Raw genomic sequence first — 24,394 nt, forward strand, 5'->3', positions numbered from 1 at the left:
CGGCAGGCGCATGACCGTGATCAGGGCGCTCTGCGCTAGCCTGTTGGCGCTGCTGCTGTTAGGCAGCGCCATGGCTTCTGCCGATGTCGCGGTGCCGCCGCTCAGCGGTCGCGTGGTCGATCGCACCATGACGCTCAGCCAGAGCGAGCAGGCGGCGCTCGACGCCACGCTCCGCGCCTTCGAGGCCCGCAAGGGCAGCCAGGTGGCGGTGCTGATCGTGCCGACCACCGCGCCGGAATCAATCGAGCAGTTCTCGATCCGGGTGGCGGAAGCCTGGAAGATCGGCCGCAGGAAGGTCGATGACGGCGCGATCCTGGTGATCGCCAAGGACGACCGCAAGCTGCGCATCGAGGTCGGCTACGGCCTCGAAGGCGCGCTGACCGACGTCACGTCGAAGCGCATCATCGACCAGATCATCACGCCGAAATTCAGGACCGGCGATTTCGCCGGCGGCATCACCGCCGGCACCGATGCGATCCTGAAAGTGATCGATGGCGAACCGCTGCCGGCGCCTGAGGTGCGGCAGCCGACGACGAACTTCGTCAATCAACTCGAAGAGTTCGGGCCGTTCCTGCTGTTCGGCGTGCTGATCGGCGGCGGCATCCTGCGCACCATCTTTGGCCGCCTGTACGGCTCGATCGCGACCGGCGGGCTGGCCGCATTGGTGGTCTGGATGCTGATCGGCACGGCCTTGCTGGCCGGTGTCGCGGGCATCATCGCATTTGTTTTCACCCTGGTCGCCGATAGCTTCATGGGCGGCGGCGGCGGGCGTGGCGGCGGCTATGTCGGGGGCAGTGGCGGATCGTGGTCGTCTGGCTCGTCGAGCAGCAGCAGTGGCGGCTTCAGTGGCGGCGGCGGCAGTTTCGGCGGCGGCGGCGCATCGGGGAATTGGTGATGTCAATCGCACGGATCACGAAGCATCTGCTCGGCAACCGCTCGCGGGTCCGCAACGCGTTTCCGCCGCAGGCGTTGGCGGCGATCGAGCAGGCCATCCGGGCCTCTGAGGCCAGCCACGCCGGCCAGATCCGCTTCGTGGTCGAAGGCGCGCTCGACGGCGCGCCCTTGTTCCGCGACCAGTCGGCGCGCGAGCGGGCGATCGACGTTTTCTCGCAACTGCGGATCTGGGACACCGAGCACAATAATGGCGTGCTGATCTATCTCCTGCTGGCCGACCGCGACGTCGAGATCGTGGTCGATCGCGGCATCGACGCGCATGTCGGCGCGGCCGGCTGGGAAGCGATCTGCCAGGCGATGGAGGCCGAATTCCGTGCCGGCCATTTCGAGCGCGGTGTCATCCGCGGAATCGCCGCCGTGACGCAGCATCTGGCCACGCATTTCCCGCGTGACGGGGCTGCCGCCAACGAATTGCCCGACGCGCCGGTTATTCTGTAGATTACGCCCTGATCGACGGCCGTTCGGCGACGCGTGCGAACCATGACGCCAGGTTGGCATTGGCGGGATCCAGCGGCTGATCGACCTGTCCGGCAAAATCCAGCCAGCAATACAGCACGATGTCGGCCACCGTGAAACGATCGCCGCACAGATAGGTCCGTCCGGCCATCTGGCCATCGAGCCAGCGCAACCGGTCCGCGGCGATGTTCTTCAATCCCTCGGCACCCTCCGGCACGCAGACGATGCGGCGTTCGAAGCGCGGCAGTCCCTTGCTGAAGCGATAGCCGTTGGCGATGTGCTGGCAGATGTTGAGGTCGATCCGCTGCCGCCACATCCGCGCTTCGGCGCGCTCGGCCGCCGTGCTGCCGATCAGCGCAGGCGCGGGCTGGACCTCTTCGAGATATTCGCAGATCGCCACGGTTTCCGACAGGAAGCTGCCATCGTCGAGTTGCAGCGTCGGCATCTGGCCGTGCGGATTGCGCGCCAGGTGCGCCGCTTCGCGGTTCTCGCCCGCCGCCAGATCGACGCTTTGCACCGGCATGCCGAGGCCTTTTTCGGCCAGAAACATTCGCACCACGCGCGGATTGGGCCCGATCGAATCGTACAGTTTCACGCGCGTTCTCCCTGAACCTTGTTGAACGCTTTTTGACGAAATCGGAGCGGCGTCGTCAAGCGGCGCCCGGGCCGGGGCAACAGGTGAAATTTTGGTAACCGCGGCGGCCGGTAAGGATTTGGCAAGCAATGAAAGTTACCAAATGGTTCATCCTTTCCGGAGCATTTGCCGTGAGCGACACCCCGACCCATTCCAGCGAACCCCACGATGCTGCCTCCGACGCGGCCCATGTCGACTCGCCGAAGCTGGTGCCCGAGCAGTCCGGGACGCCGCGGATCGAGGCGCCGAAGGTCAAGTCGCCGCACACCGCCAGCAAGATCATGATCATGTCGCCGCAGCGCGAGCGCACCTGGGAGGATTTCGTCAAGGAAGCCGACCGCGATCCCGACACCCACGCCGAGGCCGCGCCGCGCCAGCGCCGGATCTCCGCGGTGGCGATGGTCATTGCGCTGGCTGCGATCACCGGCGCCATCGGCGGCTCGCTGGCCACGGCAGGCATCAGCCAGATGTTCGGCCGCGACGATAGCAGCAACACCGCCAGCCGCGCGCTGGAGGAGCAGGTGATGCGGATCGATGCCGATATCGCCGCGCTGAAGATCAGCACCGAGCGCAACGGCAAGCAGAGCGCCGCCCAGATCGGCAAGACCACGGACCGCCTCGACCGGGTCGAGAAAGCCCAGGCCGAGCCCAATGCCAAAATCGCCCGCCAGAACGACACCGTCGCCAAGCTGAGCGATACGGTGGCCAAGCTCAGCGAGACGGTCGCCAAGCTCGGCGAGACCGTCGAGAAGCAGCGCCCGGCGCCGGCGCCCGTATTGTCCCCGGTGGCATCCGTGCCTGCCAGGGAAGTCACCGGCTCGATTTCGGCACCGGTGCCCACGCCGGCGCCGAAGCCGGAAGTCGCCCGGTTGCCGACGGTGGAAGGCTGGAACCTGCTCGACGTCGGCAATGGCGGCGCCACCATCGAAGGCCGCTCGGGCGTGTTCGAGGTCTATGCCGGCGATCCGGTCCCCGGCCTCGGCCGCATCGATGCGATCCGCAAGCAGGACGGCCGCTGGGTCGTCGTCACCAGCAAGGGCCTGGTCGTCGCGCGCTGATGCGGGGACGGGGTTTTTAGGCTAGCTTTTCGGTATCGTGCCGGCGTGAGGCAGGCACGATCCGGAAACGCCCGTGCGATATCGCTTCGCTTTCATCGTCCTGATCTGCGCAATGGTGCCGAATTTCATTCAGGCTGAGCCCGCGCAGGGGCTCGCCATCACCGATCCGCACACATTGCGCAAACTGGATGATGGGGACCTTGGTCTCGGCCGGATGCTGGCTGCGTCGCGCAATCCACCCCTGACGAATGACGTGCTGTTCGCGCAGCCCGCGCTGGCCCCGCTGCGCCGCGCGCTGGAGGCCGAATTCACCCGCTATGTTGAGCGCCACAAAGCGACGCGGCCCGGCGAGAGCCTCGGCGTCGGCGCGTCGTACGATGTCCAGCTCTTCGACGAAGCGCAACTCTACGCGGCCGATACCCGCTTCGTATTGACCGGCGTCGTCAATCGCATGGACCGCGCCTTTGTCGCGCCCGAGACCTGCGGCGAGATCCGGCTGATCTATCGGCTGATGGGGAACGGCGAGGGCGCGCCGTCCCGGTTGCCGATGACGCTGAACCTGGTGCTGCGCGCCAGGCAGCCCGGCGATGCGCAAAATTGCGCGGAGATCGCGCGACGCTGGCTGTCGTCGGACGCGCCTTTGGCGACGTTGACGCCGGATCATATCGACCGCCTGGAGATCAATCTGCAGATTGCGCATGCGCCGCGATCGGCCACCCGCGAATTTCGCACCCACTATCTGCAGAAGGTGTTTCGCCGGGGCGCGCCGGGCGCCGCCTTTGCCGAGGCGGCGATGGAAAACCAGATCGACGCCGAGCGGCTGCTGGCCGACGCCGACCTCGCCCGCGCGTTCAGGACGTGGCTGCTGACGCCCGATCATCTGGCGGCTTTCGACGCCGGCACGGTCGTCATCCCGGAGGAATTTCTCGCCACAAGCTCGGTGGCCTCGACCCCGGCCGGCATGGCGCGGTCGAGCCTGCAGCCATCATTCGGCCTGATGCAGTCCGACCACGCCGGCAGCAATGCCGTGTTCAGCGACGGCGATATCGTGGCGGCACTGGCGGCGGTCGCCTCGCGCGGCGTCGTGCTGCAGAACATCCATTCGCCGGCAGGCTTTGTCCGGCGGCTCGGCGACATCGGTTGCGGCGGCTGCCATCAGGTCCGCGGCATCGGCGGCTTTCACTTCCCCGGCGGTGACGCGGCGTCGCCTGCGACGGTGGCGATGTCGCCGCATTTCAACGGCGATCAGCCGCGCCGCCGCTATATTCTGGTCGCGCTGCGCGACGGCGTGGCGCCGGATTTTTCACGCGGCTTCTCCGATCGTCCGCAGGCGCGGCGCAGCACGGGGCTTGCCGGCACCGCCATGCTCGATGGCTGGGGCGCGACGTGCTACCGGCCGCAACCGATCGACAATGATGCCAGCTTTGCGGCGTGGAATTGTGCCGAGGGATTGTCGTGTCAGCCGGTCGGCGCCGACATGGCGTCCCGCTTCGGCATGTGTTTCGTCCAGTAGAACGAGCGCGCGATGAACGAGGCCGACAAGGACACCAAGGAGCGTAACGTCGCCATCGTCGACAACGAAAGCGCACGTCAGACCAGCGGCGATGTTCGCGTCAGCACCTGGGCCATCGCGATCACGGTGCTGGTCGCGCTCGCCGTGTTCGGCTGGCTGCTGGCGCGATAGAGGCACCGAAAGGATCAGGAGGGGGGACACGGCGCAAGTGCGCCTTCGCGCTCCTGTGAGTACGGCAATAAAAAGCGTCCCCGGATCTCTCCGGGGACACTCTTGAAGTCAAAGAATTCAGGAACCTCTTAGCCAGGCATCAGCACGGTGTTGACGACATGGATCACGCCGTTCGACTGGTTGACGTCGGCAATGGTGACCCGCGACATGCCGCCCTTCGCATCGACGATGAACACCTTGCCGCCGCTGCGCTTCACGGTGAGCTGCTCGCCTTCGACGGTGGTTAGCTTCTTGCCGTCGGTGAGGTCGGCTGCGTTCATCTTGCCGGCGACGACATGGTAGGTCAGGATCTTGGTGAGCGTCGCCCTGTTTTCAGGCTTCACCAGTGTAGCGACGGTGCCCTTGGGCAGCTTGTTGAACGCGGCGTTGGTCGGCGCGAACACGGTGAACGGACCCGGACCCGCCAGAGTGTCGACGAGGCCCGCGGCCTTCACGGCTGCGACCAGCGTGGTGTGATCCTTGGAGTTGACGGCGTTCTCGATGATGTTCTTCGACGGGTACATCGGCGCGCCGCCGACCATCACGGTATTCTCGCCTTTCATCATCTTGGCGGTTGCGGGCTGCAGGAAGCTCGCGGAAATCATCAGCGTGCTGAAGGCGGCGAAAGAGAGCAGGGCAATACGCTTGGACATTTGATTGTCTCCATTTGTACTTCAAAACGCCGGCGAGAATTCGCGAGCGGACTGATCGAGTTTTGCAGCGAAGCGCTGTCGCGTTGTCTTCAGCAGCTACGCGGACCGGCACAAACGGTTTCACAAACGAAAATCACCGCCGAATCGGCGGTGATTTGGAACGATCTGAAACTCTTTGGCGAACGCGACGTATAGTCGACGCCCGTGCAGCAGGTGAACCTATCAGCCCACCGTACCCGTCGCTCGCAAGGCGGCGATCGCGGCATCATCGAAGCCTGCGCTGCGCAGGATCTCGTCGCTGTGCTGGCCGACCGAGGGCGGCATCCGCGGTTTCTTCTTGGCACTGCCTTCGACCCAGATCGGACTGTTGATGGTCATCAGGCTGGAATCCTCGAACGGGATCAGCACGTCGTTGTCCTTCATCTGCTGATCGTCCGGAATGTCGTCGAGAATGCCGACGACGCCGAAGATCAGTCCCTGGCCGTCGAGCCGCGCGCGCCAGTCCGGCCAGTCGCGCGTCGCAAACACCTCGTCCAGCACTGCGATGAGTTCGAGCGAGCGCGCGTGGCGATCCGGCTTGGTGGCAAAGCGAGGATCGTTGGTCAGGTCGTCGCGTCCGAGCGCGCGCGTCAGCACCGGCCACTGCTTCTCCTCGTTGAGCAGCGACAGCATGATCCAGCGGCCGTCGCGGCATTTGTAGTGGTTGGTAACGGCGTTCAGCGCGCGCTCGCGCGGCCGGCGCTTTTCGAATGTCGCGCCGACCAGCTTGGCTTGCGCCAGCACGCTGGAGGACCACACGCCGTTGGCCATCAGGTTGGATTTGACCTGGCTTCCCTTCCCGGTCCGCTCGCGCTTGTACAGCGCCATGGCGATGGCGCCGAACAATGCCATCGCGCAGGGGTGGTCGCCCATTCCCGCGACCGAGCGCGCCGGTGTGGTGTCGTCGTCGGCGCGAACCAGGTCCATCAGGCCGGAGCGGGCCCACCACGCCGTGGAGTCGAAACCCGGCTTGTTCGCCTCCGCGCCAAGGTCGCCGTAGCCGGTGAAGCAGGCATAGACCAGCCGCTCGTTGAGCGGCGAAAGGTCGGCATAGGCCATCTTCAGGCGCGCCCGCACCGGCGGCGGAAAGTTGGTGATGAACACGTCGGCCTCGGCGACGAGTTTGTAGAGCACGGCCTGTCCTTCGGGTTTCGCGAGGTCGAGTGCCAGGCTCTTCTTGTTGCGGCTCTCCATCATCCACGCGTAGTTGTGCTCGCTCTTGGGATAGCCGGGCAGGTTGGGCAGGTTGCGGTAGGGATCGCCGGCGCCGGGCGGCTCGATCTTGATGACGTCGGCGCCGAAATCGGACAGCACGGTGGCCGCGGCCGGCGCGGCAATGAAGCTCGCGCAATCCAGAACCTTGAGGCCCGCGAAGATACCGTCGTCCATGTCTCACTCCCGAAGATTATTGTGATTGCCGTCCACCGGAATTCGTTCGCTTCTGAGGCAAGATCGAATTTGGCGGCGCATTTGAACCATCTCGCTGCAACGATGCAACATGCGGACGCGGCGGGCTGCCGTGCGCAAAACGCGGCGGCCGGCCGCCGCTTGGCAGGGATCGGGCGCTGCGTTAGTTTCAGCTCCACTCATCACGTTGGAAGCTGTCGATCATGCGAGTATCGGTTCTGGGAAGGCGCAGCGCCCTGGCTGCGTGCATGTTGGCGATCGCTGCAACGCTTGGCGGCACCCCGGCCGCGCGCGCGGTCGAACTGAGCCCGGGGATCAGCGAACTCTACACCTCGGTGTCGATCTATCCGCCGTCGGCGGATTCGATGACGGTCTGCTATGGCTTCGTCTGCCGACGCCGCCATATCCTGGATTTCGGCCCCGGCGACAAAGCGGCGCTGACCAAGATCATGGCCACTGGCAAAGCGTCGGCCGTGGCGGAGCGCGCGGCTGTGCAGAAAGCGGTGATCTGGTTCGATCGCCGCGTCGGGCCGGTGATCGGCACCGACAAGCGCATCGCCAATGCGGACATCCGCTATTTCGACGACAAGCATAATTTCGATTGTTGGGACACCACGCGCAACGTGACCAGCCTGCTCTTGATCCTGCAGGACTGGGGCCTGCTGAAGCATCATGACGTGGGAAATCCGCGCTACCGCGGCAACCCGCTGGCGCTGCAGACCCCGCACAACACCGCCGTGCTGCTGGACCGCGCGACGCGTGGCGAATGGGTGGTCGACCTGTGGACGCGCGGTTACGCGCAGGCGCCCGACGTCAAGCCGGCAGATCAATGGGTCAAGGAAAACTAGGAGAGGAGGGGCGCTGAGCGCCGACGCGCTGCCGAAGCAGACGCGTGGACTTCAAATTAGGGTAGAGCGCACCCCGCGGATCGAATTAGCGCAACCTGCGTGGACCTGCGAGAACCTCATTGCGTGCAAGAGAGGAAACCTTTGGGGTAACCGCTCTTGCCGAATGCGCTCTAAGTTGTTGAAACGTGATCTTCTCGGAGACTGGCCTGGATTAATCGAGGGAGCGATCCGGATCACGCCGTCGCATCAAACCTTGAGGTTTTCAGCCGAGGTCTTGCCGCGGTTCGCGACTTCCTCGTATTCAACGGTCTGCCCTTCGTTCAGCGAAGAAAGACCAGCCTTCTCGACTGCCGAAATATGAACGAACACGTCCTTGCCGCCATTGCTGGGCTGGATAAAACCGAAGCCCTTGGTGGCGTTGAACCACTTCACAGTACCTTTAGCCATCACGTCGTCTCCGCGGGATAAAAAAAATAACGAATTGTCGGTCCCCGCAAACCGGCATATCCGACATGCGCACGATAACTGCTCCCTGCCAAGTGTGATAGCGGAAACGACGTGCAAAAATCGACGAAACACGCCGGTATTTTCGCTTTTTTAGCGATTTAGCCCAGTTTTGAGGCGTTTTGACGCGCCTGAAAGCACTTCGCACGCAGTGCGGCATAAACCTTCGCGGTTGCGAAAGGTTGTGGCGCTCGCTCGGGCGATGCGTGTCAGGCAGCTGCCGCCGTGTCTGTGACCAATGCGGCGGGCTGTCGTGCGTCGGCCATCGCCTGCACCAGCATCGGCTCGATCCGGCCGCGGATGGCGACCTGCTGCGCGGCGGGAAGGTCGCTGGCCTGCAGGCCGGCCATCGCGCAGACGTCCTGCGATACCATGAGCTCGCAGCCGAGGTTCTTGGTGAGGTCCTGCAGCCTTGCCGCGACGTTCACGGAGTCGCCGAGCGCGGTGAACACCATATGGTCGCGATAGCCGATGTCGCCGATGATGACTTCGCCGCCGTGAATGCCGATGCCGAAGCGGATCGGGTCCGGCAGGTCGTGCTTCATGGCCTCGTTCAGCTCTTCGATATTGGTCGCGATCATCGCCGCCGCGCGCAGCGCCTGGCGCGAGGCGGTCGGCGGATCGCAGGCGAGGCCGAACAGCGCCAGTTCGCCGTCGCCGACGAACTGGTTCGGCTCGCCGCCGCAATCGCTCACCGCCTGCGATACCGCCGCGAGAAAGCGGTTGACGATGAACACGGTATCGAACGGCAGCCGGTGTTCGGCCAGTTTCGTCGAGCCGCGCATGTCGATGAACATGCTGACGAGATAACGCTCCTGGCCGACGCGCTGCGGACGTGCCGCATGCGCGTGGGATGACATCGCGTGGGGCGCCAGCAATTGCAGGAAGTCGAGGTCGGTGTTCGGGCGCAACTGGCAGGCCAGCCGAATCGCCGGGTCGGCGGCGGCGCCGATGCGGCCGAGGATGAAGGCCTCGCGCGGCGATGGAGCGGGTAGCGCGCTGGTATCGCCGATCACGCGGATGCGGCAGGTCGAGCAGCGGGCGCGGCCGCCGCAGACGCTGGCATGCGGCACGCGGTAACGCAGGCTGGCTTCCAGCACGCTCAGTCCACGGGGCACGCGGACAGTTCGGCCATCGCCATAGGACAGCCGGATCAGGCCGGTGCGGCGTTCGGCGATAATGCGGAAGGCGCGCGCGGCCAGCGCCAGCCCGAGCAGGCCGAGATAGATCGTCAGCGCCGTGTCGCTGATATCGGACAGCGCCGCGTTCTCGGCGGCGGTACCGACCTGCTTCGGCGACAGGTTGGCCTGCTGCCATTCGGGCGACGTACTTTGCTGCACGACCGTGCGGCCGCCCTGATACAGGCCGAGCATCGCCAGCGTCGGCAGCAGCACGGCGGCGGCCAGCAGCCACGGCGCGGCGCGCCTAAAAAACGGTTTGATGCGCAGCCAGAAATACAGCCCGATGCAGCCATGCACCCAGGCGATCAGCATGGTCGCGTAGATCAGCCACATCCGGTACGGCACCAGCACCCAATAGCCATAAAAGACCTGCTCGTAGCCGCGCTCCTGTCCGTACAACACGTGGCTCAGCCGCATCCCGACGACATGGCCGATGATGAGCGCGGGAATGCTGAGGCCGAGCAGCAATTGCAGCGGCTCGATCGCCTTGCGGTGGAATTGCCGCCGCTCATACAGCGCCCAGATGCCCAGCCCGGCATGGATAGCCGCCGCCGAATAGAACAGATAGGCAATCGGCCTGAATTGCCAGAACGCCATGTGCCAGTCGATGCCGGCGCCCATCGCAGCTAGCGAGACGTTGCCGAGTGCGTGATTGAGGAAGTGGCTGACCAGATAGGCGAACAGCACGAGTCCGCACGCGAGCCGGAGCTGCCGCAGGCCGAGGCCGCGGAGCGAGGAAACCGGCTGCGGTGCACTGAGGTCGGTCATGGGATCCGTGGCAGGCGTAGCCGGGCGGCCGGTCCGGGCACCATGCCCGTCGGCGGCGCTTTGCGCCAGCATTGTCAACACGTTGACAGCGGGCATGGCGCCGCCCAAAAGCTCGGCGATGACGATATCGAACCGCCCTTTGACGCTCGAACGCAACGTGCCACGCAACGCCCTCTGGGTAATCGGCGCTCTGCTGCTCGCCTTGACCGCGATGCGGCTGGTCTATGCCGGCCTGTTCGAATTGCGCACCGACGAGGCCTATTACTGGACCTGGTCGAAGGAGAGCGTGCTGTCGTTCCTTGACCATCCGCCGATGATCGCCTGGTTCATTCGGGCGGGCACGGCGATCTTCGGCGATACCGGTCTCGGCGTCCGCTTCATGGGCATCGTCGGCATGCTGGTAACGCAAGGCCTGCTCGCCGACATCGTGCGGCGGGTGACGCAGGATTTGCGCGCGATGCTGGTGGCGGTGCTGCTGCCGGAGGCAGCGCTATATTACGGGCTCCTGACCGCCAAGGTCGCGCCGGACGTCGCGATGATCCCGTTCGCGATGGCGATGATCTGGTCGCTGGTGCGGCTGGTCGAGAGCGACGATAACAGCTGGTGGCTGGCGGCGGGCCTGTTCGCCGGGCTGGCGCTGCTGTCGAAGCTGACGGTGGTAATGCTGGTGCCCGCCATCCTCGCTTTCATGCTGGTACCGGCCTGGCGCGGGCGCTGGCTGCGCAGCCCGTATCCGTGGCTGGCGGTGCTGATTGCCTTTGCGGTGTCGTCGCCGGTGCTGATCTGGAATGCCGGGCACGACTGGGCCTCGTTCAAGTTCCAGTTCATCCGCGCCACCACCAACAATGAAATTTCGCTGCGCACGGTCGGCGATTTCCTCGGCTTGCAATTCGGCCAGGTCGGGCTGATCGTTCTTCCGGTCGTGCTCTCGGCGATCGTGCTCACCGCCTGGCGCGGATATTCCCGCCGCGAACCGGTGGCGATCCTGCTCTCAACCGCCGTGCTGGTGCCGTTCGGCTACTTCCTGTGGAAGTCGCTGACGCTGCGGGTCGGCGACACCTGGCCGATGTTCCTGTGGCCGCCCGCCTTCGCGGCCGCGGCGATCAACGTCTCGATGATTGGTCGCGGGCAATTCTCACCGGGCATGCTGAAGTCCGGCGTCGCCTGGACCTACGGCGCCATCGCCTCCGGCATTCCGCTGGTCGTGCTGGTGTTTCTGTATTGCGTAGCGAGCCCGTGGAATCTGATCGGCAAGAACGACCCGATTGGCGGCGAGGCCGGCTATGCCGCGCTGGCCGACCGCGCGGTGGCCGAGATGCAGACATCGGGCGCGACATGGATCGCGACGACGGACTACCGGACCTATGCGATGCTGCGCTGGCATTTGAAAGACCGCGTACCGGTGATCCAGATCAACCAGCGCGCCCGTTTCCTCGGCTTCCGCGATCCCGGTGTGGCGGTGATCAGGGATCATGCTGGCCTCTACATCGCACAGGTCACCGACGACGATCGTTCGCTGCTGGCATCGACCCCGGCGGTGCTGGCGCCGCTGGCGACCGTCGAGACGATGTTCCGCGACGTGGCGATGAAGACCTACCGCATCGAGAAGCTGACCGGCTGGACGCCCGAACTCAATCCTGCGCCGGGCACGCCGTTCTATCGCTGGCCGAATCTGGCGATGGGGATTTCACCGAACTATCAAGTCGCATCGCGCTGAAGCGGCACTCTTTCTTCCCTCTCCCCTTGTGGGAGAGGGTGGATCGAACTGCGAAGCAGTTCGAGACGGGTGAGGGCGCGCGGCACGCTCCGCGCTTCATTGCTCCCCCTCATCCGACGCGGACTTCGTCCGCGCCACCTTCTCCCACAAGGGGAGAAGGAAGGAAGAAGCGCGTCGTGGCTTCAAAGCATCTCTTCGTCCTTCTTGCGCAGCAGGTCCTTTGCGAGATCCGCCAGCGCCGGGCGCGGCAACGCCGTGAACGGCAGCGGCCGTGTCACGTCGATCGCCGCCAGCCCCAGACGCGCCGTCAGCAACCCGTTCAGCACGCCTTCGCCGAGCCGCTGCGAGAGTTTCGCGGCGATGCCATGGCCGAGTATCTGCTGGATCATGCTGTCGCTGGCCGCCATGCCGCCAGTGATGGCGAGGTGCGAGAGGGTGTGGCGCATCAGCCGGATCATGCCGAGCGTGCCGGGCCTCCCGCCATAGAGCCGCGCCAACTGCCGCACCAGCCGCAAGGCGGCGGCGAACACGAACAGCACATCGATCAGCGCGCGCGGGCTGATCGCGGTGACGACCGAGACGCGCTGCGCGGCGACCGACACCAGCCGCCGTGCTTCGATGTCCAGCGGTGACATCAACTCGCGCTCGGCGAGCTTGATCATGTCGGCGCCGTCGATGATGTCGTCGGTGTGGTTCTGCAGCGCGGCGCGGGCCCGCGCCAGTTGCGGATTGCCATGCGCGATCTTCAACAAATCCTGCACGATGACGCGGCTCTCGGCGCGGTCGTCGCTGATGATGGTGGCGAGTGCGCGGGCATGCAGTTTCTCGATCGTCGCCAGCCGCGACAGGCTGATCGCTTCGCGGACGATGATGACGCAGAGCGCCAGCGTCACGAGCGCGGCGAGGCCGACGCCGAGAAAGCCGAGGCCGTCATTGATCGCAAACAGGTCCTGTACCAGATGGGTGACGCCGAGGCCGGCGCCCAGCAGCACCAGCCCGCCGAGCGCGCTCCAGAACAAGGTGCCCCAGCGAAAGCCACTTCGGAGCGGCAGCGGGGTTTCGATCACCATGGGCATGGCCATCGGATCGGCTTCCGGCGTGATCCGGATGCTGCCGCGTCCGAGGCGGCCGGCATCGTCGTCGGCATCCATCAGCGTGATGCGGGAATCATCGAGCCGGAAGGTGGCCGGCCGCCTGGTCGAACGTTCGGTCATTTCAGCCTGTCTCCGATCAGGAACTGGAGCGCGCGGTCGAGGCGGATGTGAGGCAGCGCCGGCTCCTCGGCGCCGTTGCGCACCAACCTGGGCGGCCGGAAGCGCAGGAAGCGATAATCGGCCTTGTCCGGAGCGTCGGTAGAGAGACCCCTGAAGGCGCCGCCCTCGAATAGCCCGTCAAGGTTCGCCGGCAGGTCGCCCGGAAAGGTCGCTACCTCGGTCTCGCCGTCGAATGCCTCACCATTGGCGAGTTCGCCTTTCGCCGGCGTGCCGATGATCGAGGGCAGCTTGTCGCGCCCGCGCTGCACCAGCGCTTCCTTGGTCGCGCGCACGGCGGCGAGCGCCACCACATCGACCGCGGCGCCGGCCAGTTCGGAGCGCGCCACCGCCTGGCCGACGGTTCGCCGCAGTACCTCTTCCAGCCGGTCGTGGCTGAGATGGTGCAAATGATCGGCCTTGGTGGCCGCGAACAGGATGCGATCGACCCGCGGCCGGAACAGGGAGGAGAAAATGGTGCTGCGGCCGATGCGGAAGCAGTCGAGGATGCCGGCCATGGCGGCTTCCAGATCGTGCAGCGCCTCGGGCCCGGCGTTGAACGCCGACAGTGCATCGACCAGCACGATCTGGCGGTCCAGCCGCGAGAAATGATCGCGGAAGAACGGCCGCACGACCACGTCCTTGTAGGCCTCAAAGCGCCGTCGCATCATCGCCCACAGCGAGCCATCCGGCGCGCCGCCTTCCGTCACATCGAGCGGCGCGAAGGTCAGCGCCGGCGAGCCGGCAAGATTGCCGGGCATCAGGAAGCGGCCGGGTGGCAGCAGGCTCATGGCGAAGCGGTCGTCGCGGCAGGCGCTCAGATAGTCGGTGAAGAGCTTTGCGGCAATCAGCGTCGTCTGCTCGTTCTCCGGCGCGTTCGGGTCGAGCGTCGCGAGATGCGCCAAGAAGTCACGGGCCAATTCGGCACGAGGCCCGGCGCGCGCCAGCAACAGGCTTTCCGCCGACCATTCCTCGAAGGTCTTGTTCAGCAGCGGCAGGTCGAGCAGCCACTCGCCGGGATAGTCCACGATGTCCAGCGTCAGCGTGCGTTCGGCGCCATTGCTGCGCTGGTAGTCGATGACGAGGCGGAGTTCGCTGATGTCCACCGTGGAGTTCGGCCAACGCCGTTCCTCCACCAGGGTGCGCAGATGTTCCTCATAGGCAAAGCGCGGCACGTCGTCGTCGGGCTGCGGGGCGAGGCGGGCACGGGCGATCCGGCCGGTGGCCAGCGATTCGAACACCGGGAAACGCCCGCCGCGGGTCAGGCCATGCACCAGCGCGGTAATGAACACCGTCTTGCCGGCGCGTGACAGGCCGGTGACCCCCAGCCGCACCGTCGGATTGAACAGGCCGTCGCCACAATCTTTCAGCGCCCGGGCGGACAGCCGGGCTTCTTCGACGAGTTCGGACAGGCGGGCCATGAACGGGAGGTCTCACGAAAAGAGCACAAAAGAGACAAGCGGCTGCTCTGAAAGTGGCGATTGCCCGGCTCAAATCAAGCATATCGATATTGCATCGCAACCTTGTCGCCGGCGTATCGTTGACCCGCGCCGGCCCATGATTTATCGCTGACCTGACAGCGAAGTCACTGGGCTTGGGGCACGCCACCACTGCGCCGGACAGAACTTTCATGGCTATTTTCACACTCAAGCAGCTCACCACGGACACCGCCCACATCGTCGCCGGTGCGATCCGCTGGAATTACGACCGGGCTGAACTGATCGCCGATGGCATCGTTCATGGCATCGGCGTCTCCTTCGGCCTGATCGCGGCGACAGCGCTGATCGTGGTTGCCGCCATGTTCGCATCGACCTTTGAGGTCGTCACCGCGTCGGTCTATGCAGCCGGCCTGCTCGCCATGCTGTGTTTTTCCGCGGCCTACAATATTTGGCCGGTGAGCCCCCGCAAATGGCAATTGCGCCGGTTCGATCACTCGGCGATCTATCTGCTGATCGCCGCCACCTATACGCCGTTCTTTGCGCAGATGCAGGACACCGGGCTCGCCGCAGCGTTGCTGGCCGGCGTCTGGTCGGTGGCGATCGCCGGCATTTTCATCAAGCTGAAATATCCCGGACGGTTCGACCGCGTCGCGGTCGGCCTCTTTCTCGCGATGGGATGGAGCGGGGTGGTGGCCTATGATTCGGTGTTCACGCCATTGCCGCCCCTGGCGGTCTGGCTGATCGGCATCGGCGGAATGCTCTATACGCTCGGGGTGATCTTCCATGCCTGGCAGCGGCTGCGTTTCCAGAACGCGATCTGGCACGCTTTCGTGCTGATGGGCGCGGCCTGCCACTACACTGCGGTGCTCGATGTGGTGATGAGCAATTCTGCCTGACCTGGCCGCAGGCCAGGCAAAGGCGCGATGGCGCCGTGCCGACCGCAAAGCTGGCAATGCTGGGCACGCTTCGTTACGCTCCGCATCAAGAAGCTTGCCCACGCTATGAACAAAAGTATCAAATCAGGGAGTTACGCATGCAGGTCGCTGGTAACGTCGTCGTCGTCACCGGAGGCGGCAATGGCATCGGCCAGGCCTTGTGCGAGGCGTTTCACGAGGCCGGTGCCGCGAAAGTGGTGGTGGTCGATCTCGACGGCGAGCGGGCCCGCGCGGTGGCTGCTTCCGTCGATGGCGTGGCCTTCACCTGCGACGTCGGCCGTGAGGCGGATATTCTTCATGTCATCACGGAAACCGAACGGCAGTTCGGCCCGATCGCGCTGTTCTGCTCGAATGCCGGGATCGGCGGCGGCTTCGATCCGCTGACGGTCAATGCCGGCGGCACGTCCGACGAGCCGTGGCAAAAGAGCTGGGCGATCCATGTGATGGCCCATGTCTATGCCGCGCGGCACCTTGTTCCATTGATGCAAGCGCGCGGCGGCGGTTATTTCCTCAACACGATTTCCGCCGCGGGCCTGCTGTCGCAGGTCGGCAGCCCGGCCTATTCGACCACCAAGCACGCCGCGGTCGGCTTTGCCGAGAACCTCGCGATCTCGCACCGCGCGCACGGCATCAAGGTCTCGATCCTGTGTCCGCAGGGCGTGGACACTAACATGCTGAAGTCGATCCCGAAGGGCCCGCAATCCGGCGACGGCGATCTCACGCCGCAGCAGGTTGCGGCCGACGCCCTGGCCGGCATCGAGGCCGAGACCTTCCTGATCCTGCCGCACCGCCAGGTGCTCGATTACATGCGCAAGAAGACCGAGAATTACGACCGCTGGATCGGCGGCATGGCCAAGATCCAGGCGAAAATGCGGGAAGAATTCGGCGGGAAGTGAGTTTAGTTGCGGAGCCGCTGACTTTCTTCCCTCTCCCCTTGTGGGAGAGGGTGGATCGACCGCGGAGCGGTCGAGACGGGTGAGGGGTAGTGTTGCGCTCTGCAGCCCCCTCATCCGACGCTGACTTCGTCAGCGCCACCTTCTCCCACTAGGGGAGAAGGAAGAAAGAAGGCGCGCGCTCGCTACTCCGCCGCTTCCAGCCTTGGCGGCGTGCGCTTGACCGCCACCGGCGGATCGAATGCCTGGATCGGCGGCAGGTTGCCGGTGAATTTCTCCACCTCCACCGTCGTCAACTGTCCGCAGCAGCCCTGTGCCAGCGAGGACGTGCCGACATCTCGCGTCAGCACGTTGGGATTGCCGTGCACGCAGAGCGGATTGTCCTCATGGGCATCCTGCGGATCGTACCAGGCGCCGGTCGGCAGCTGGATCACGCCCTGCATGACATCCTCGGTGACGGCGATCGCGGCGAGGCAGGCGCCGCGGCTGTTGAACAGTCTGGCGATATCGCCGTCCGCCAATCCGCGCGCGGCGGCGTCCAACGGATGCATGCGCGCGACTTCGCGGCCGCGGCGCTTTTCGGCCAGGCTGTGGCCGCCGAAATCGAACTGGCTGTGCAGCCGGCTCGCGGGCTGGTTGGCGACCAGTTGCAGCGGCGTCGCGGGCGTCACGACATCGACCGGCGGCAGCCAGGCGGGATGGCCGGGACAGTCGGCATAGCCGAAGCCGGCGATGCGGTCAGACGCAATTTCTATCTTGCCGCTGTGGGTCGGCAATGGCTTGCCCGCGGGATCGTCACGGAAGGCGCGCACGGTGCCGCCGTCATGCGGCAGTTGCGGCAGCATCATCTCGCCGCGTTCCCAGAACGTGTCGAAATCCGGCGCCTCGAGGCCAAGGCCCGCTAGCCCATCCTGCGTCGACTGGTAGAGAAAGCGCAGCCACTGCTCGGTGCTGCGGCCTTCCGTAAACGCTTCGGCGCAGCCCATCCGCTCGGCCAGGCCTGAAAAGATCGTGTAGTCGTCGCGTGCCTCGCCAAAGGGCACGGCAAGGCGGTGCATTGCCACCAGCAGTGGATCGGTCGGCGCGCCGCCGATATCCTCGCGCTCCAGCGTCATCGTGCAGGGCAGCACGATATCGGCGTGTTTCGCGGTCGCGGTCCAGCCGATCTCGTGCACCACCAGCGTGTCAACCTCGGCAAAGGCCCGGCGCAGCCGCGCGAGGTCCTGGTGGTGGTGAAACGGATTGCCGCCGGCCCAGTACACAAGTTTGATGTCGGGATAGGTCAGCCGCTCGCCATTGTAATCGAACGGCTGGCCGGGATTGAGCAGCATGTCGGAGATGCGCGCCACCGGAATGTAGTCGCTGACGTTGTTTTTGAGCTGGTTCAGCGCGGCGATCGGCACCGCATTGTGGCGGCGGCCGTAATTGGCGATCGAGCCCAGCGCATAGGAGAAGCCGCCACCGGGCAGGCCATGCTGGCCAAGCAACGCGGCCAGCACCGAAGCCATCCACACCGGCTGTTCGCCGTGCTCGGCGCGCTGCAGCGAATGCGCGACGGTCACCAGCACGCGCTTGCCAGGCAGGCGGCGCGCGATCGCGCGCATCGTCTCCGCAGAAAGCCCGGTGATGTCGGAGGCCCAGTCGGCGTTCTTCGGCTGGCTGTCGCTGCGGCCCATCAGATAGTCTTCGAATGTCTCCCAGCCGTGGCAGTGGCTGGCGAGAAACGCGCGGTCATGCGCGTCGTCCATCACGATGGTATGCGCCAGCGCCAGCATCATCGCGGTGTCGGTGCCGGGCCTGATCTGCACCCACTCGTTGTTCACCTCGTCGGGCAGGTCGGTCTTCAACGGGCCGATCAGCACCAGTTCGCAGCCGCGCCTGGAGGCCGCGATCATGTCGCCGTGCTCGGTGTGGCGGCTGATGCCGCCGGCGGCGACGCGCGAATTCTTGGTGTTCATGCCGCCGAAGGCGAGGATGACGTCGGTGTAGTCGACGATGTCGGCCCAGGCGACGTTCCGGCGCGACACGTCGTCGTAATTGCCGAGAATGTGCGGCAGGATCACCATCGAGGCGCCGGCCGAATAGGAATTGATCGAGCGCACATAGCCGCCCAGCGCGGCGTTAAGGAAACGGTGCAGCTGGCTCTGCGCGTGATGGAAGCGCCCGGCGCTCGACCAGCCATAGGATCCGCCGAACACCGCCTTGGCGCCGTGCTTGTCCTGAACGCGCTTCAGCTCGGCGGCGAGCAGGTCCTGAACCTCGTCCCATTCCATCTCGACGAATTCGTCGCGGCCGCGGCGGGCGTCCTTGCCCGGACCGTTCTCCAGCCAGCCGCGGCGGACCATCGGCTTGGCTATGCGGGCCTTGTGGCTGAGCGCCTCGGGAAAATTTTGCAGGATCGGATTCGGATCGGGATCGTTCGGGTGCGGCTTGATGACGAGCTTGCCGCCGATCCACTGGCCGGAAAACACTCCCCAATGCGAATTATGCGGCTTCGCCGGCGTGTCCTTGACCTGTTCCGTCATCGAAAAATCCCATGAGTCAGTGCCTCAATGCTTTTTGCCATATAACATGGGCACGGCGGAATCGACGATGACTTCGACAAGGCTGACGCCCACATGCTGCAGGCTTCGCGTCAGCGCCGGCGCCAGATCGGCCGCCTTGCTCACGCGGACGGCATCGCAGCCCAAGCCCTGCGCAATCTTGATGAAGTCGATGCCCGGCAGATCGAGCCCGGGAACATTGCGCACCTGCATCACCTGGCTGAACGAGCGCATCGCACCGTAGCCTGCATTGTTGATGACCACGATGGTCAACGGCAATTTGCGTTGGGCGGCTGTCCACAGCGCCTGGATCGAATACATCGCCGAGCCGTCGCCGATCAGGCAGACCGTGCGGCGGTCGGGGTGCGCCAGTGCCATGCCGACCGAGGCCGGCAGCGAATGGCCGAGGCCGCCGGACGCCATCGTGTAAAACGAATTGGCGCCGCGCATCGGCATGAATTTCTGCATCGCCGGGCGATGCGACGGCGCTTCCTCGACCAACAGCGCATCGCTCGGCATCGCCTGCGCCAGCGTATGCAGCAGAAAGTCGGCCGGGATCGGATCGGCCGCGGCAGGCGGCGGCGGCAGGATACGACCCGGCGCGGCGACGCGCTTGGTAGCCGGCAACAGGTCGAGCAGCATCGTCAGCGCCGGCTTCATGGTGGCGATGATGCTGGAGCCGACCGGCATCACGGCGGCGGAGGTGGCGTCGTCGGTGATCTGGAAGATCGTGGTGTCGCCGTCGAAGATTGGCGCGTGACCTTCGACATGGAAGGTGAAGACCGGCGCGCCGATCACCACGACCAGATCGTGCTCGCGCAACGCGTCGGACAGTTGCGCCGGCGAGGCGTGCAGGAAGCCGGCGAATTGCGGATGCCGTTCCGGAAAGCTGCAGCGCATCGAGAACGGGCTGACCCACACCGCGGCTTTCGTTTTCTCCGCGACTTCCACCATCAACGCGACCGCCTGCGCGCGATCGACCGCGGGGCCGACGATCAGCGCCGGCTTCTTCGCCTTGCCGAGTGCTGCGACCAGCTCCTGCATGGCGACGGGATCGGGGCCCAATTCGCGGCTAATCTGCCGAGCTGCGATCGATTGCGCCGGATGGGTCCAGTCGTCGATCGGCACCGACACGAAGGTCGGCCCGCAGGGTGGCTGCATCGCGACATAATAGGCCCGCGCGATCGCGGCCGGCACGTCTTCGGCCCGCGCCGGCTCGACGCTGAACTTGACGTAGGGCCGAGGAAATTCCGAGGCGCGCTCGGCATAGAGAAACGCCTGCAGCGGCAGGATGCTGCGCGCCTGCTGGCCGGCGGTGATCACCATCGGCGTCTGGTTGCGATGCGCGGTATAGATGTTGCCGAGCCCGTGGCCGACGCCGGCGGCGGAATGCAGATTGACGAAGGACGCATTGCGCGTCGCCTGCGCGTAGCCGTCGGCCATGCCGATCACCGAGGCTTCCTGCAGGCCGAGCACGTAGTCGATGTCGTCCGGCCAGTCCGATAGGAACGGCAGTTCGGTCGAGCCGGGATTGCCGAACACTTTTGTGATGCCGAATGCTCGGAGCAGGTCGAGTGTGACGCTCTTGACGGTATTGGTGCGTGTTGTCGTCGTTTTCTTGGCAGTCACGGGCGATCCTTCTCTGGCGGAAGTTTGATACGCGACGTCAGCGAAGACGGGTCCACTCGGTGCTCTTGCAGATCACGCCACCGAGGATACAGCCCCGGGTCGACATGCGGTCGCCATCGACCACGATGGTGGCCGAATAGCTCTTGCCGGTCTTGGGATCGAGCACTGTGCCGGCCAGGTCCGCGCCGGACGACTTCACGTCGAACTCGATACGTTCGCCGACCTTCTCGTCGGTGACGTCGGGACGGATATAGATATTGGTCATGCAGATGACCTTGCCGCATGGCGCGACTTTGACGCGGGCGATGCCATCGCCGCGTTGCCAGGCGCCCATCAATTCGTCGGCGGCCTGCGCCGACGAGGCGCTCAGCGCCAGCGCGATGATGAGTATGCGCGCAATCACCATGTCGCTGTCGCCTTCATTGTCGGCGCCCCCTTGTCGTTGGCGGTCCAGAGCTCATAGCCGATATCGGTCTTGTTGGCATTCACCGAGAATTCCGCGCCGTCGAACAGCGGCTGCACGCCGCGGTAGCTGAATTTGGCGGGCGCCTTGCCGCCGTGCAGCTTCGCCGCCAGTTCGACCAGCAGCGCCGCCTGCATCGGGCCATGGAACACCAGGCCGGGGTAAAATTCGACCTTGGTGACGTAGTCGCGGTCGTAATGGATCCGGTGGCCGTTGAAGGTCAGCGCGGAATAGCGGAACAGCAGCACGGGATCGGCGTAATGCGTCTCGCTGTGCTGCGCGGCCGGCACTTCCTTTGGCGCCGGGGCAGGTGGCGCCATGCTGGTCGGCGCGTCGCGGTAGACGATGTCCTGGCGCTCGCGGATCGCGAGGCCGCGCGGCGTGGTGATGAGGTGCTCGACGGAGACGAAGCACAGCGCGCCGGTCGAGCCGGTCTTCAGCGTGACGTCGAGGATTTTCGACGTCCGCGTCACGGCGTCGCCGACGAGCAGCGTGTCCAGAAATTCCAGCTGGCCGCCGGCCCACATCCGCCGCGGCAGCGGCACCGGCGGCAGGAAGCCGCCGCGGGCGGGGTGGCCGTCTTCGCCTAACTTGTCAGCGGGCGCCACCGGCTGCGCCAGGCACCAATGCGTGGTGTAGGGCGCGGCATCGCCGGGGGCGGGCGTGCCGATGTCGAGAAACAGCGTCGCGCGCAGGCCCTTGACGAGTTGGGCCGTGACGACATCGCTGGCCTCGTCGGTGCGGCCGATCCAGGTGCGAAGGTGATCTAGATCGAGGGCGTCGGTCATGTCCGCTTCCTATTTCTGTATTTCGCCGATGCCGGGCACCGCGCCGTAGGTGCGAGGCGCGTCGACGAAGATCGCGGCCGGCGCGGGGTAGGCGACGTCGCCATTCGGCGTCGCCACGGTGATGCGGCGCAGATGCGGATGGTTCGCGAGGTCGGCCATCTCGTTGACTTCGGCAAAGGCGATGTCGGCTTCGGTCAAACGCTGCAGCAGCGCGTCGCGGCTCAGCGATGCGAAAATGTCCGAGACAGTCTGATCGGTGAAGGCGCGGTTGCGCACGCGCTCGACGCCGTTGACCAGCCGCGAATCGCTGGCCAGTGAGGCATCGCCTAGCACTTTTGCGCACAGCGTCTTCCATTCGCGCTCGCTCTGGATCGAGATCAGAATGTCCTTACCGTCCTGCGAGCGAAACACGCCATAGGGCGCGATCGAGGGATGTGCGAGCCCCATCCGCTTCGGCGGGTTGCCGGCTTCGGCATTGAGCAGCGGCACCGTGAGCCAGTCGGCCATCACGTCGAACATCGAGATGCGGATGTCGGCGCCCTGGCCGGACACCGAGCGGCCGATCAGCGCCTCGAGAATGGAAGCATGCGCGGCGGCGCCGGTAGCGACGTCGACGATCGAGACGCCGACGCGTGACGGGCCGTCCGGACCTCCGGTGATCGAGGCAAGGCCACTCTCGGCCTGGATCAGGAGATCATAGGCCTTGCGATGCGCGTAAGGACCGGTGTCGCCATAGCCGGTAATGGTGCAGCAGATCAGTCGCGGATAGTCTTTTCGCAAACGCTCGAGCGTGAAGCCGAGCTTGTCCATCGAGCCGGGCTTCAAATTCTGTAGAAACACGTCGGCGGTGGCGATCAGTTCTTCGAGCGAACGGCGGCCTTCCGGCGTGGAGAGGTCGATCGCCACGGAATCCTTGCCGCGGTTGAGCCAGACGAAATAGCTGCTCTGGCCCTTAGCGGCATGATCATAGCCGCGCGCGAAATCGCCTTCCGGCCGCTCGATCTTGATGACATGCGCGCCGGCGTCCGCCAGCCGCGAACTGCAGAATGGTGCGGCCACCGCCTGTTCGACGGCGATGACGGTCAGGCCTTCAAGCGGCAGCATGGTAGTCTCCGAATTCATTCACAAACGAGCAATGACGCGCTGTCACCTCTCCCCACCGGGGAGAAGTCGACCGGCGAAGCCGGGCGGGTGAGGGGGCACAGGCCTATCGATGACACCCAGCCCCCTCACCCGGATTGCTGCGCAATCCGACCTCTCCCCGCAGGGGAGAGGTGAACCGCGCGCGTGGCAAGTTACCGAGCAGACCGTAGTCGCGTCAGTAAGAACGCGGCATGCCGAGCACGTGCTCGGCCACATACGACAGGATCAGATTGGTCGAGATCGGCGCCACCTGATACAATCGCGTCTCGCGGAATTTGCGCTCGACGTCATATTCCTCCGCAAAGCCGAAGCCGCCGAAGGTCTGCACGCAGGCGTTGGCCGCTTCCCAGGACGCGTCCGCTGCCAGCATCTTGGCCATGTTGGCCTCGGCGCCGCAGTCCAGGCCCGCTTCGTACTTGCGTACCGCTTCCTTGACCATCAGTTCGGCGGCGCGCATCGACGCGTAGCTCTTGGCAATCGGGAACTGAATGCCTTGGTTCTGGCCGATCGGGCGGCCGAACACCACGCGTTCCTTGGCATAGGCCGTCGCCTTGGCGATGAACCATTTGGCGTCGCCGATGCATTCGGCGGCGATAAGGATGCGCTCGGCATTCATGCCGGACAGAATGTAGCGGAAGCCCTTGCCTTCCTCGCCGATGAGATTGGCCGCGGGCACCTTGAGGTCGGTGAAGAACACCTCGGTGGTCGCGTGGTTCATCATGGTGCGGATCGGGCGGATCTCCAGGCCGTTGCCCTTCGCTTCCTTCATGTCGACCAGGAACACCGAGAGACCATCGGTGCGCTTCGCCGACTGGTCCTTCGGCGTGGTGCGTGCCAGCAGCAGCATCAGGTCGGAATGTTCGGCGCGGCTGGTCCAGATCTTCTGGCCGTTGACGATGTAATTGCCGTCGGCATCCTTCTTCGCAAAAGTCTTCAGCGAGGTGGTGTCGGTGCCTGACGTCGGCTCGGTGACGCCGAAGGCCTGCAGGCGAACTTCGCCGGTCGCGACCTTGGGCAGCCACTGCGCCTTCTGGGCATCCGAGCCATGCCGCAGCACCGTGCCCATCGTATACATCTGGGCGTGGCAGCCGCCGCCATTGCAGCCGGCGCGCTGGATCTCTTCCAGGATCGCGGCCGCGGCAGACAGCTTGAGGCCGGAGCCGCCATATTCTTCCGGGATCAGTACCGAGAGATAACCGGCTTCGGTCAACGCATTGACGAAGGCCGAGGGGTACGCCATCTCGCGGTCGAGCTTGCGCCAGTATTCGCCGGGAAACTGGGCGCAGAGTTTGGCGACGGCGTCGCGGATGTCATGAAATTCGTCTTGTTCCGCGGCTTCATTTTTCATCGAGGAATTTACATTCTCTTA

At 65.2% G+C, this 24,394-nt stretch carries 22 protein-coding genes; 9 read left to right on the forward strand and 13 right to left on the reverse strand.

Annotated elements, in window-relative coordinates; translation table 11 throughout:
- Positions 1–10 precede the first annotated feature (10 nt).
- Complete coding sequence (locus FNL56_RS08790) at positions 11–895, forward strand: TPM domain-containing protein (protein WP_143572441.1); 885 nt, start codon at positions 11–13, stop codon at positions 893–895.
- A complete protein-coding gene (locus FNL56_RS08795) occupies positions 895–1,392 on the forward strand; it encodes a TPM domain-containing protein (protein ID WP_143572442.1) in 498 nt (165 codons plus the stop codon). The genes FNL56_RS08790 and FNL56_RS08795 overlap by 1 nt, the downstream gene beginning before the upstream one ends.
- Before the next feature lies 1 nt (position 1,393).
- Here the strand turns inward: FNL56_RS08795 and FNL56_RS08800 are convergent, their stop codons facing one another.
- Positions 1,394–2,005, reverse strand: a complete 612-nt coding sequence (locus tag FNL56_RS08800; protein WP_143572443.1) for a glutathione S-transferase family protein — start codon at positions 2,003–2,005, stop codon at positions 1,394–1,396.
- 170 nt (positions 2,006–2,175) lie between these two features.
- On the opposite strand from FNL56_RS08800, the gene FNL56_RS08805 reads away from it, so the two are divergent.
- The 3 genes from FNL56_RS08805 (at position 2,176) to FNL56_RS27645 (ending at position 4,786) form a co-directional block, all read left to right on the forward strand.
- Complete coding sequence (locus FNL56_RS08805) at positions 2,176–3,102, forward strand: hypothetical protein (protein ID WP_143572444.1); 927 nt, start codon at positions 2,176–2,178, stop codon at positions 3,100–3,102.
- A gap of 73 nt (positions 3,103–3,175) precedes the next feature.
- Positions 3,176–4,615 (forward strand): hypothetical protein, encoded by a 1,440-nt coding sequence (locus tag FNL56_RS08810; RefSeq protein WP_246660915.1) that lies wholly within the window; start codon positions 3,176–3,178, stop codon positions 4,613–4,615.
- A 12-nt stretch (positions 4,616–4,627) separates the two neighbouring features.
- Positions 4,628–4,786 carry a hypothetical protein gene (locus tag FNL56_RS27645; protein ID WP_168202887.1) on the forward strand — a complete coding sequence of 53 codons (159 nt, stop codon included), beginning with the start codon at positions 4,628–4,630 and terminating at the stop codon, positions 4,784–4,786.
- A gap of 128 nt (positions 4,787–4,914) precedes the next feature.
- Here the strand turns inward: FNL56_RS27645 and FNL56_RS08815 are convergent, their stop codons facing one another.
- Together FNL56_RS08815 and FNL56_RS08820 are read right to left on the reverse strand one after the other, a co-directional pair.
- Complete coding sequence (locus FNL56_RS08815) at positions 4,915–5,478, reverse strand: fasciclin domain-containing protein (protein ID WP_143572445.1); 564 nt, start codon at positions 5,476–5,478, stop codon at positions 4,915–4,917.
- Between the two features lie 222 nt (positions 5,479–5,700).
- Positions 5,701–6,906, reverse strand: coding sequence for a CaiB/BaiF CoA transferase family protein (locus tag FNL56_RS08820; RefSeq protein WP_143572446.1), 1,206 nt, complete (start codon positions 6,904–6,906; stop codon positions 5,701–5,703).
- Positions 6,907–7,172: 266 nt separating this feature from the next.
- Between FNL56_RS08820 and FNL56_RS08825 the strand changes: the two genes are divergently transcribed.
- A complete protein-coding gene (locus FNL56_RS08825) occupies positions 7,173–7,772 on the forward strand; it encodes a hypothetical protein (RefSeq protein WP_210245490.1) in 600 nt (199 codons plus the stop codon).
- A 246-nt stretch (positions 7,773–8,018) separates the two neighbouring features.
- Here FNL56_RS08825 and FNL56_RS08830 read toward each other — a convergent pair whose 3' ends face one another.
- Complete coding sequence (locus FNL56_RS08830; protein WP_143576103.1) at positions 8,019–8,219, reverse strand: cold-shock protein; 201 nt, start codon at positions 8,217–8,219, stop codon at positions 8,019–8,021.
- Between the two features lie 266 nt (positions 8,220–8,485).
- Entirely contained in the window at positions 8,486–10,225 is a 1,740-nt protein-coding gene (locus FNL56_RS08835; RefSeq protein WP_143576104.1) for an adenylate/guanylate cyclase domain-containing protein, read from the reverse strand.
- Positions 10,226–10,319: 94 nt separating this feature from the next.
- Between FNL56_RS08835 and FNL56_RS08840 the strand changes: the two genes are divergently transcribed.
- Complete coding sequence (locus FNL56_RS08840; protein WP_143572448.1) at positions 10,320–11,942, forward strand: glycosyltransferase family 39 protein; 1,623 nt, start codon at positions 10,320–10,322, stop codon at positions 11,940–11,942.
- A 182-nt stretch (positions 11,943–12,124) separates the two neighbouring features.
- On the opposite strand, the gene FNL56_RS08845 is transcribed toward FNL56_RS08840, so the two are convergent.
- Entirely contained in the window at positions 12,125–13,156 is a 1,032-nt protein-coding gene (locus FNL56_RS08845) for a YcjF family protein (protein WP_143572449.1), read from the reverse strand.
- Positions 13,153–14,613 carry a YcjX family protein gene (locus tag FNL56_RS08850; RefSeq protein ID WP_143572450.1) on the reverse strand — a complete coding sequence of 487 codons (1,461 nt, stop codon included), beginning with the start codon at positions 14,611–14,613 and terminating at the stop codon, positions 13,153–13,155. Before FNL56_RS08850 ends, FNL56_RS08845 begins: the two co-directional genes overlap by 4 nt.
- 209 nt (positions 14,614–14,822) lie before the next feature.
- Between FNL56_RS08850 and trhA the strand changes: the two genes are divergently transcribed.
- Both trhA and FNL56_RS08860 read left to right on the forward strand, forming a co-directional pair.
- Positions 14,823–15,527: a PAQR family membrane homeostasis protein TrhA gene (gene trhA / locus FNL56_RS08855; protein ID WP_143577707.1), complete on the forward strand. Its 705-nt coding sequence runs from the start codon at positions 14,823–14,825 to the stop codon at positions 15,525–15,527.
- A gap of 137 nt (positions 15,528–15,664) precedes the next feature.
- Positions 15,665–16,462, forward strand: coding sequence for an SDR family oxidoreductase (locus FNL56_RS08860; protein ID WP_143572452.1), 798 nt, complete (start codon positions 15,665–15,667; stop codon positions 16,460–16,462).
- Positions 16,463–16,644: 182 nt separating this feature from the next.
- Here the strand turns inward: FNL56_RS08860 and FNL56_RS08865 are convergent, their stop codons facing one another.
- The 6 genes from FNL56_RS08865 to FNL56_RS08890 all read right to left on the reverse strand — a co-directional run bounded on the left by FNL56_RS08865 (position 16,645) and on the right by FNL56_RS08890 (position 24,373).
- Positions 16,645–18,984, reverse strand: coding sequence for a molybdopterin-dependent oxidoreductase (locus tag FNL56_RS08865; protein WP_143572453.1), 2,340 nt, complete (start codon positions 18,982–18,984; stop codon positions 16,645–16,647).
- A gap of 24 nt (positions 18,985–19,008) precedes the next feature.
- Positions 19,009–20,631, reverse strand: a complete 1,623-nt coding sequence (gene mdlC / locus FNL56_RS08870; RefSeq protein WP_143572454.1) for a benzoylformate decarboxylase — start codon at positions 20,629–20,631, stop codon at positions 19,009–19,011.
- Between the two features lie 37 nt (positions 20,632–20,668).
- Entirely contained in the window at positions 20,669–21,037 is a 369-nt protein-coding gene (locus FNL56_RS08875) for a DUF2147 domain-containing protein (protein ID WP_143572455.1), read from the reverse strand.
- A complete protein-coding gene (locus tag FNL56_RS08880; protein WP_143572456.1) occupies positions 21,031–21,882 on the reverse strand; it encodes an FAS1-like dehydratase domain-containing protein in 852 nt (283 codons plus the stop codon). The genes FNL56_RS08875 and FNL56_RS08880 overlap by 7 nt, the downstream gene beginning before the upstream one ends.
- 9 nt (positions 21,883–21,891) lie before the next feature.
- Complete coding sequence (locus FNL56_RS08885) at positions 21,892–22,986, reverse strand: CaiB/BaiF CoA transferase family protein (protein ID WP_143572457.1); 1,095 nt, start codon at positions 22,984–22,986, stop codon at positions 21,892–21,894.
- 214 nt (positions 22,987–23,200) lie between these two features.
- Positions 23,201–24,373 (reverse strand): acyl-CoA dehydrogenase family protein, encoded by a 1,173-nt coding sequence (locus tag FNL56_RS08890; protein ID WP_143572458.1) that lies wholly within the window; start codon positions 24,371–24,373, stop codon positions 23,201–23,203.
- Positions 24,374–24,394 lie beyond the last annotated feature (21 nt).

The sequence above is a fragment of the Tardiphaga sp. vice304 genome (genome assembly GCF_007018905.1).
In the GTDB taxonomy this organism is placed as follows: domain Bacteria; phylum Pseudomonadota; class Alphaproteobacteria; order Rhizobiales; family Xanthobacteraceae; genus Tardiphaga.

Coding starts and splice junctions, on each gene's coding strand:
- FNL56_RS08790 (WP_143572441.1), top strand. CDS start 11: ATGACCGTGATCAGGGCGCTCTGCGCTAGCCTGTTGGCGCTGCTGCTG.
- FNL56_RS08795 (WP_143572442.1), top strand. CDS start 895: ATGTCAATCGCACGGATCACGAAGCATCTGCTCGGCAACCGCTCGCGG.
- FNL56_RS27645 (WP_168202887.1), top strand. CDS start 4,628: ATGAACGAGGCCGACAAGGACACCAAGGAGCGTAACGTCGCCATCGTC.
- FNL56_RS08815 (WP_143572445.1), bottom strand. CDS start 5,478: ATGTCCAAGCGTATTGCCCTGCTCTCTTTCGCCGCCTTCAGCACGCTG.
- FNL56_RS08820 (WP_143572446.1), bottom strand. CDS start 6,906: ATGGACGACGGTATCTTCGCGGGCCTCAAGGTTCTGGATTGCGCGAGC.
- FNL56_RS08825 (WP_210245490.1), top strand. CDS start 7,173: ATGTTGGCGATCGCTGCAACGCTTGGCGGCACCCCGGCCGCGCGCGCG.
- FNL56_RS08830 (WP_143576103.1), bottom strand. CDS start 8,219: ATGGCTAAAGGTACTGTGAAGTGGTTCAACGCCACCAAGGGCTTCGGT.
- FNL56_RS08835 (WP_143576104.1), bottom strand. CDS start 10,225: ATGACCGACCTCAGTGCACCGCAGCCGGTTTCCTCGCTCCGCGGCCTC.
- FNL56_RS08840 (WP_143572448.1), top strand. CDS start 10,320: ATGGCGCCGCCCAAAAGCTCGGCGATGACGATATCGAACCGCCCTTTG.
- FNL56_RS08845 (WP_143572449.1), bottom strand. CDS start 13,156: ATGACCGAACGTTCGACCAGGCGGCCGGCCACCTTCCGGCTCGATGAT.
- FNL56_RS08850 (WP_143572450.1), bottom strand. CDS start 14,613: ATGGCCCGCCTGTCCGAACTCGTCGAAGAAGCCCGGCTGTCCGCCCGG.
- trhA (WP_143577707.1), top strand. CDS start 14,823: ATGGCTATTTTCACACTCAAGCAGCTCACCACGGACACCGCCCACATC.
- FNL56_RS08860 (WP_143572452.1), top strand. CDS start 15,665: ATGCAGGTCGCTGGTAACGTCGTCGTCGTCACCGGAGGCGGCAATGGC.
- FNL56_RS08865 (WP_143572453.1), bottom strand. CDS start 18,984: ATGACGGAACAGGTCAAGGACACGCCGGCGAAGCCGCATAATTCGCAT.
- FNL56_RS08875 (WP_143572455.1), bottom strand. CDS start 21,037: ATGGTGATTGCGCGCATACTCATCATCGCGCTGGCGCTGAGCGCCTCG.
- FNL56_RS08880 (WP_143572456.1), bottom strand. CDS start 21,882: ATGACCGACGCCCTCGATCTAGATCACCTTCGCACCTGGATCGGCCGC.
- FNL56_RS08885 (WP_143572457.1), bottom strand. CDS start 22,986: ATGCTGCCGCTTGAAGGCCTGACCGTCATCGCCGTCGAACAGGCGGTG.
- FNL56_RS08890 (WP_143572458.1), bottom strand. CDS start 24,373: ATGAAAAATGAAGCCGCGGAACAAGACGAATTTCATGACATCCGCGAC.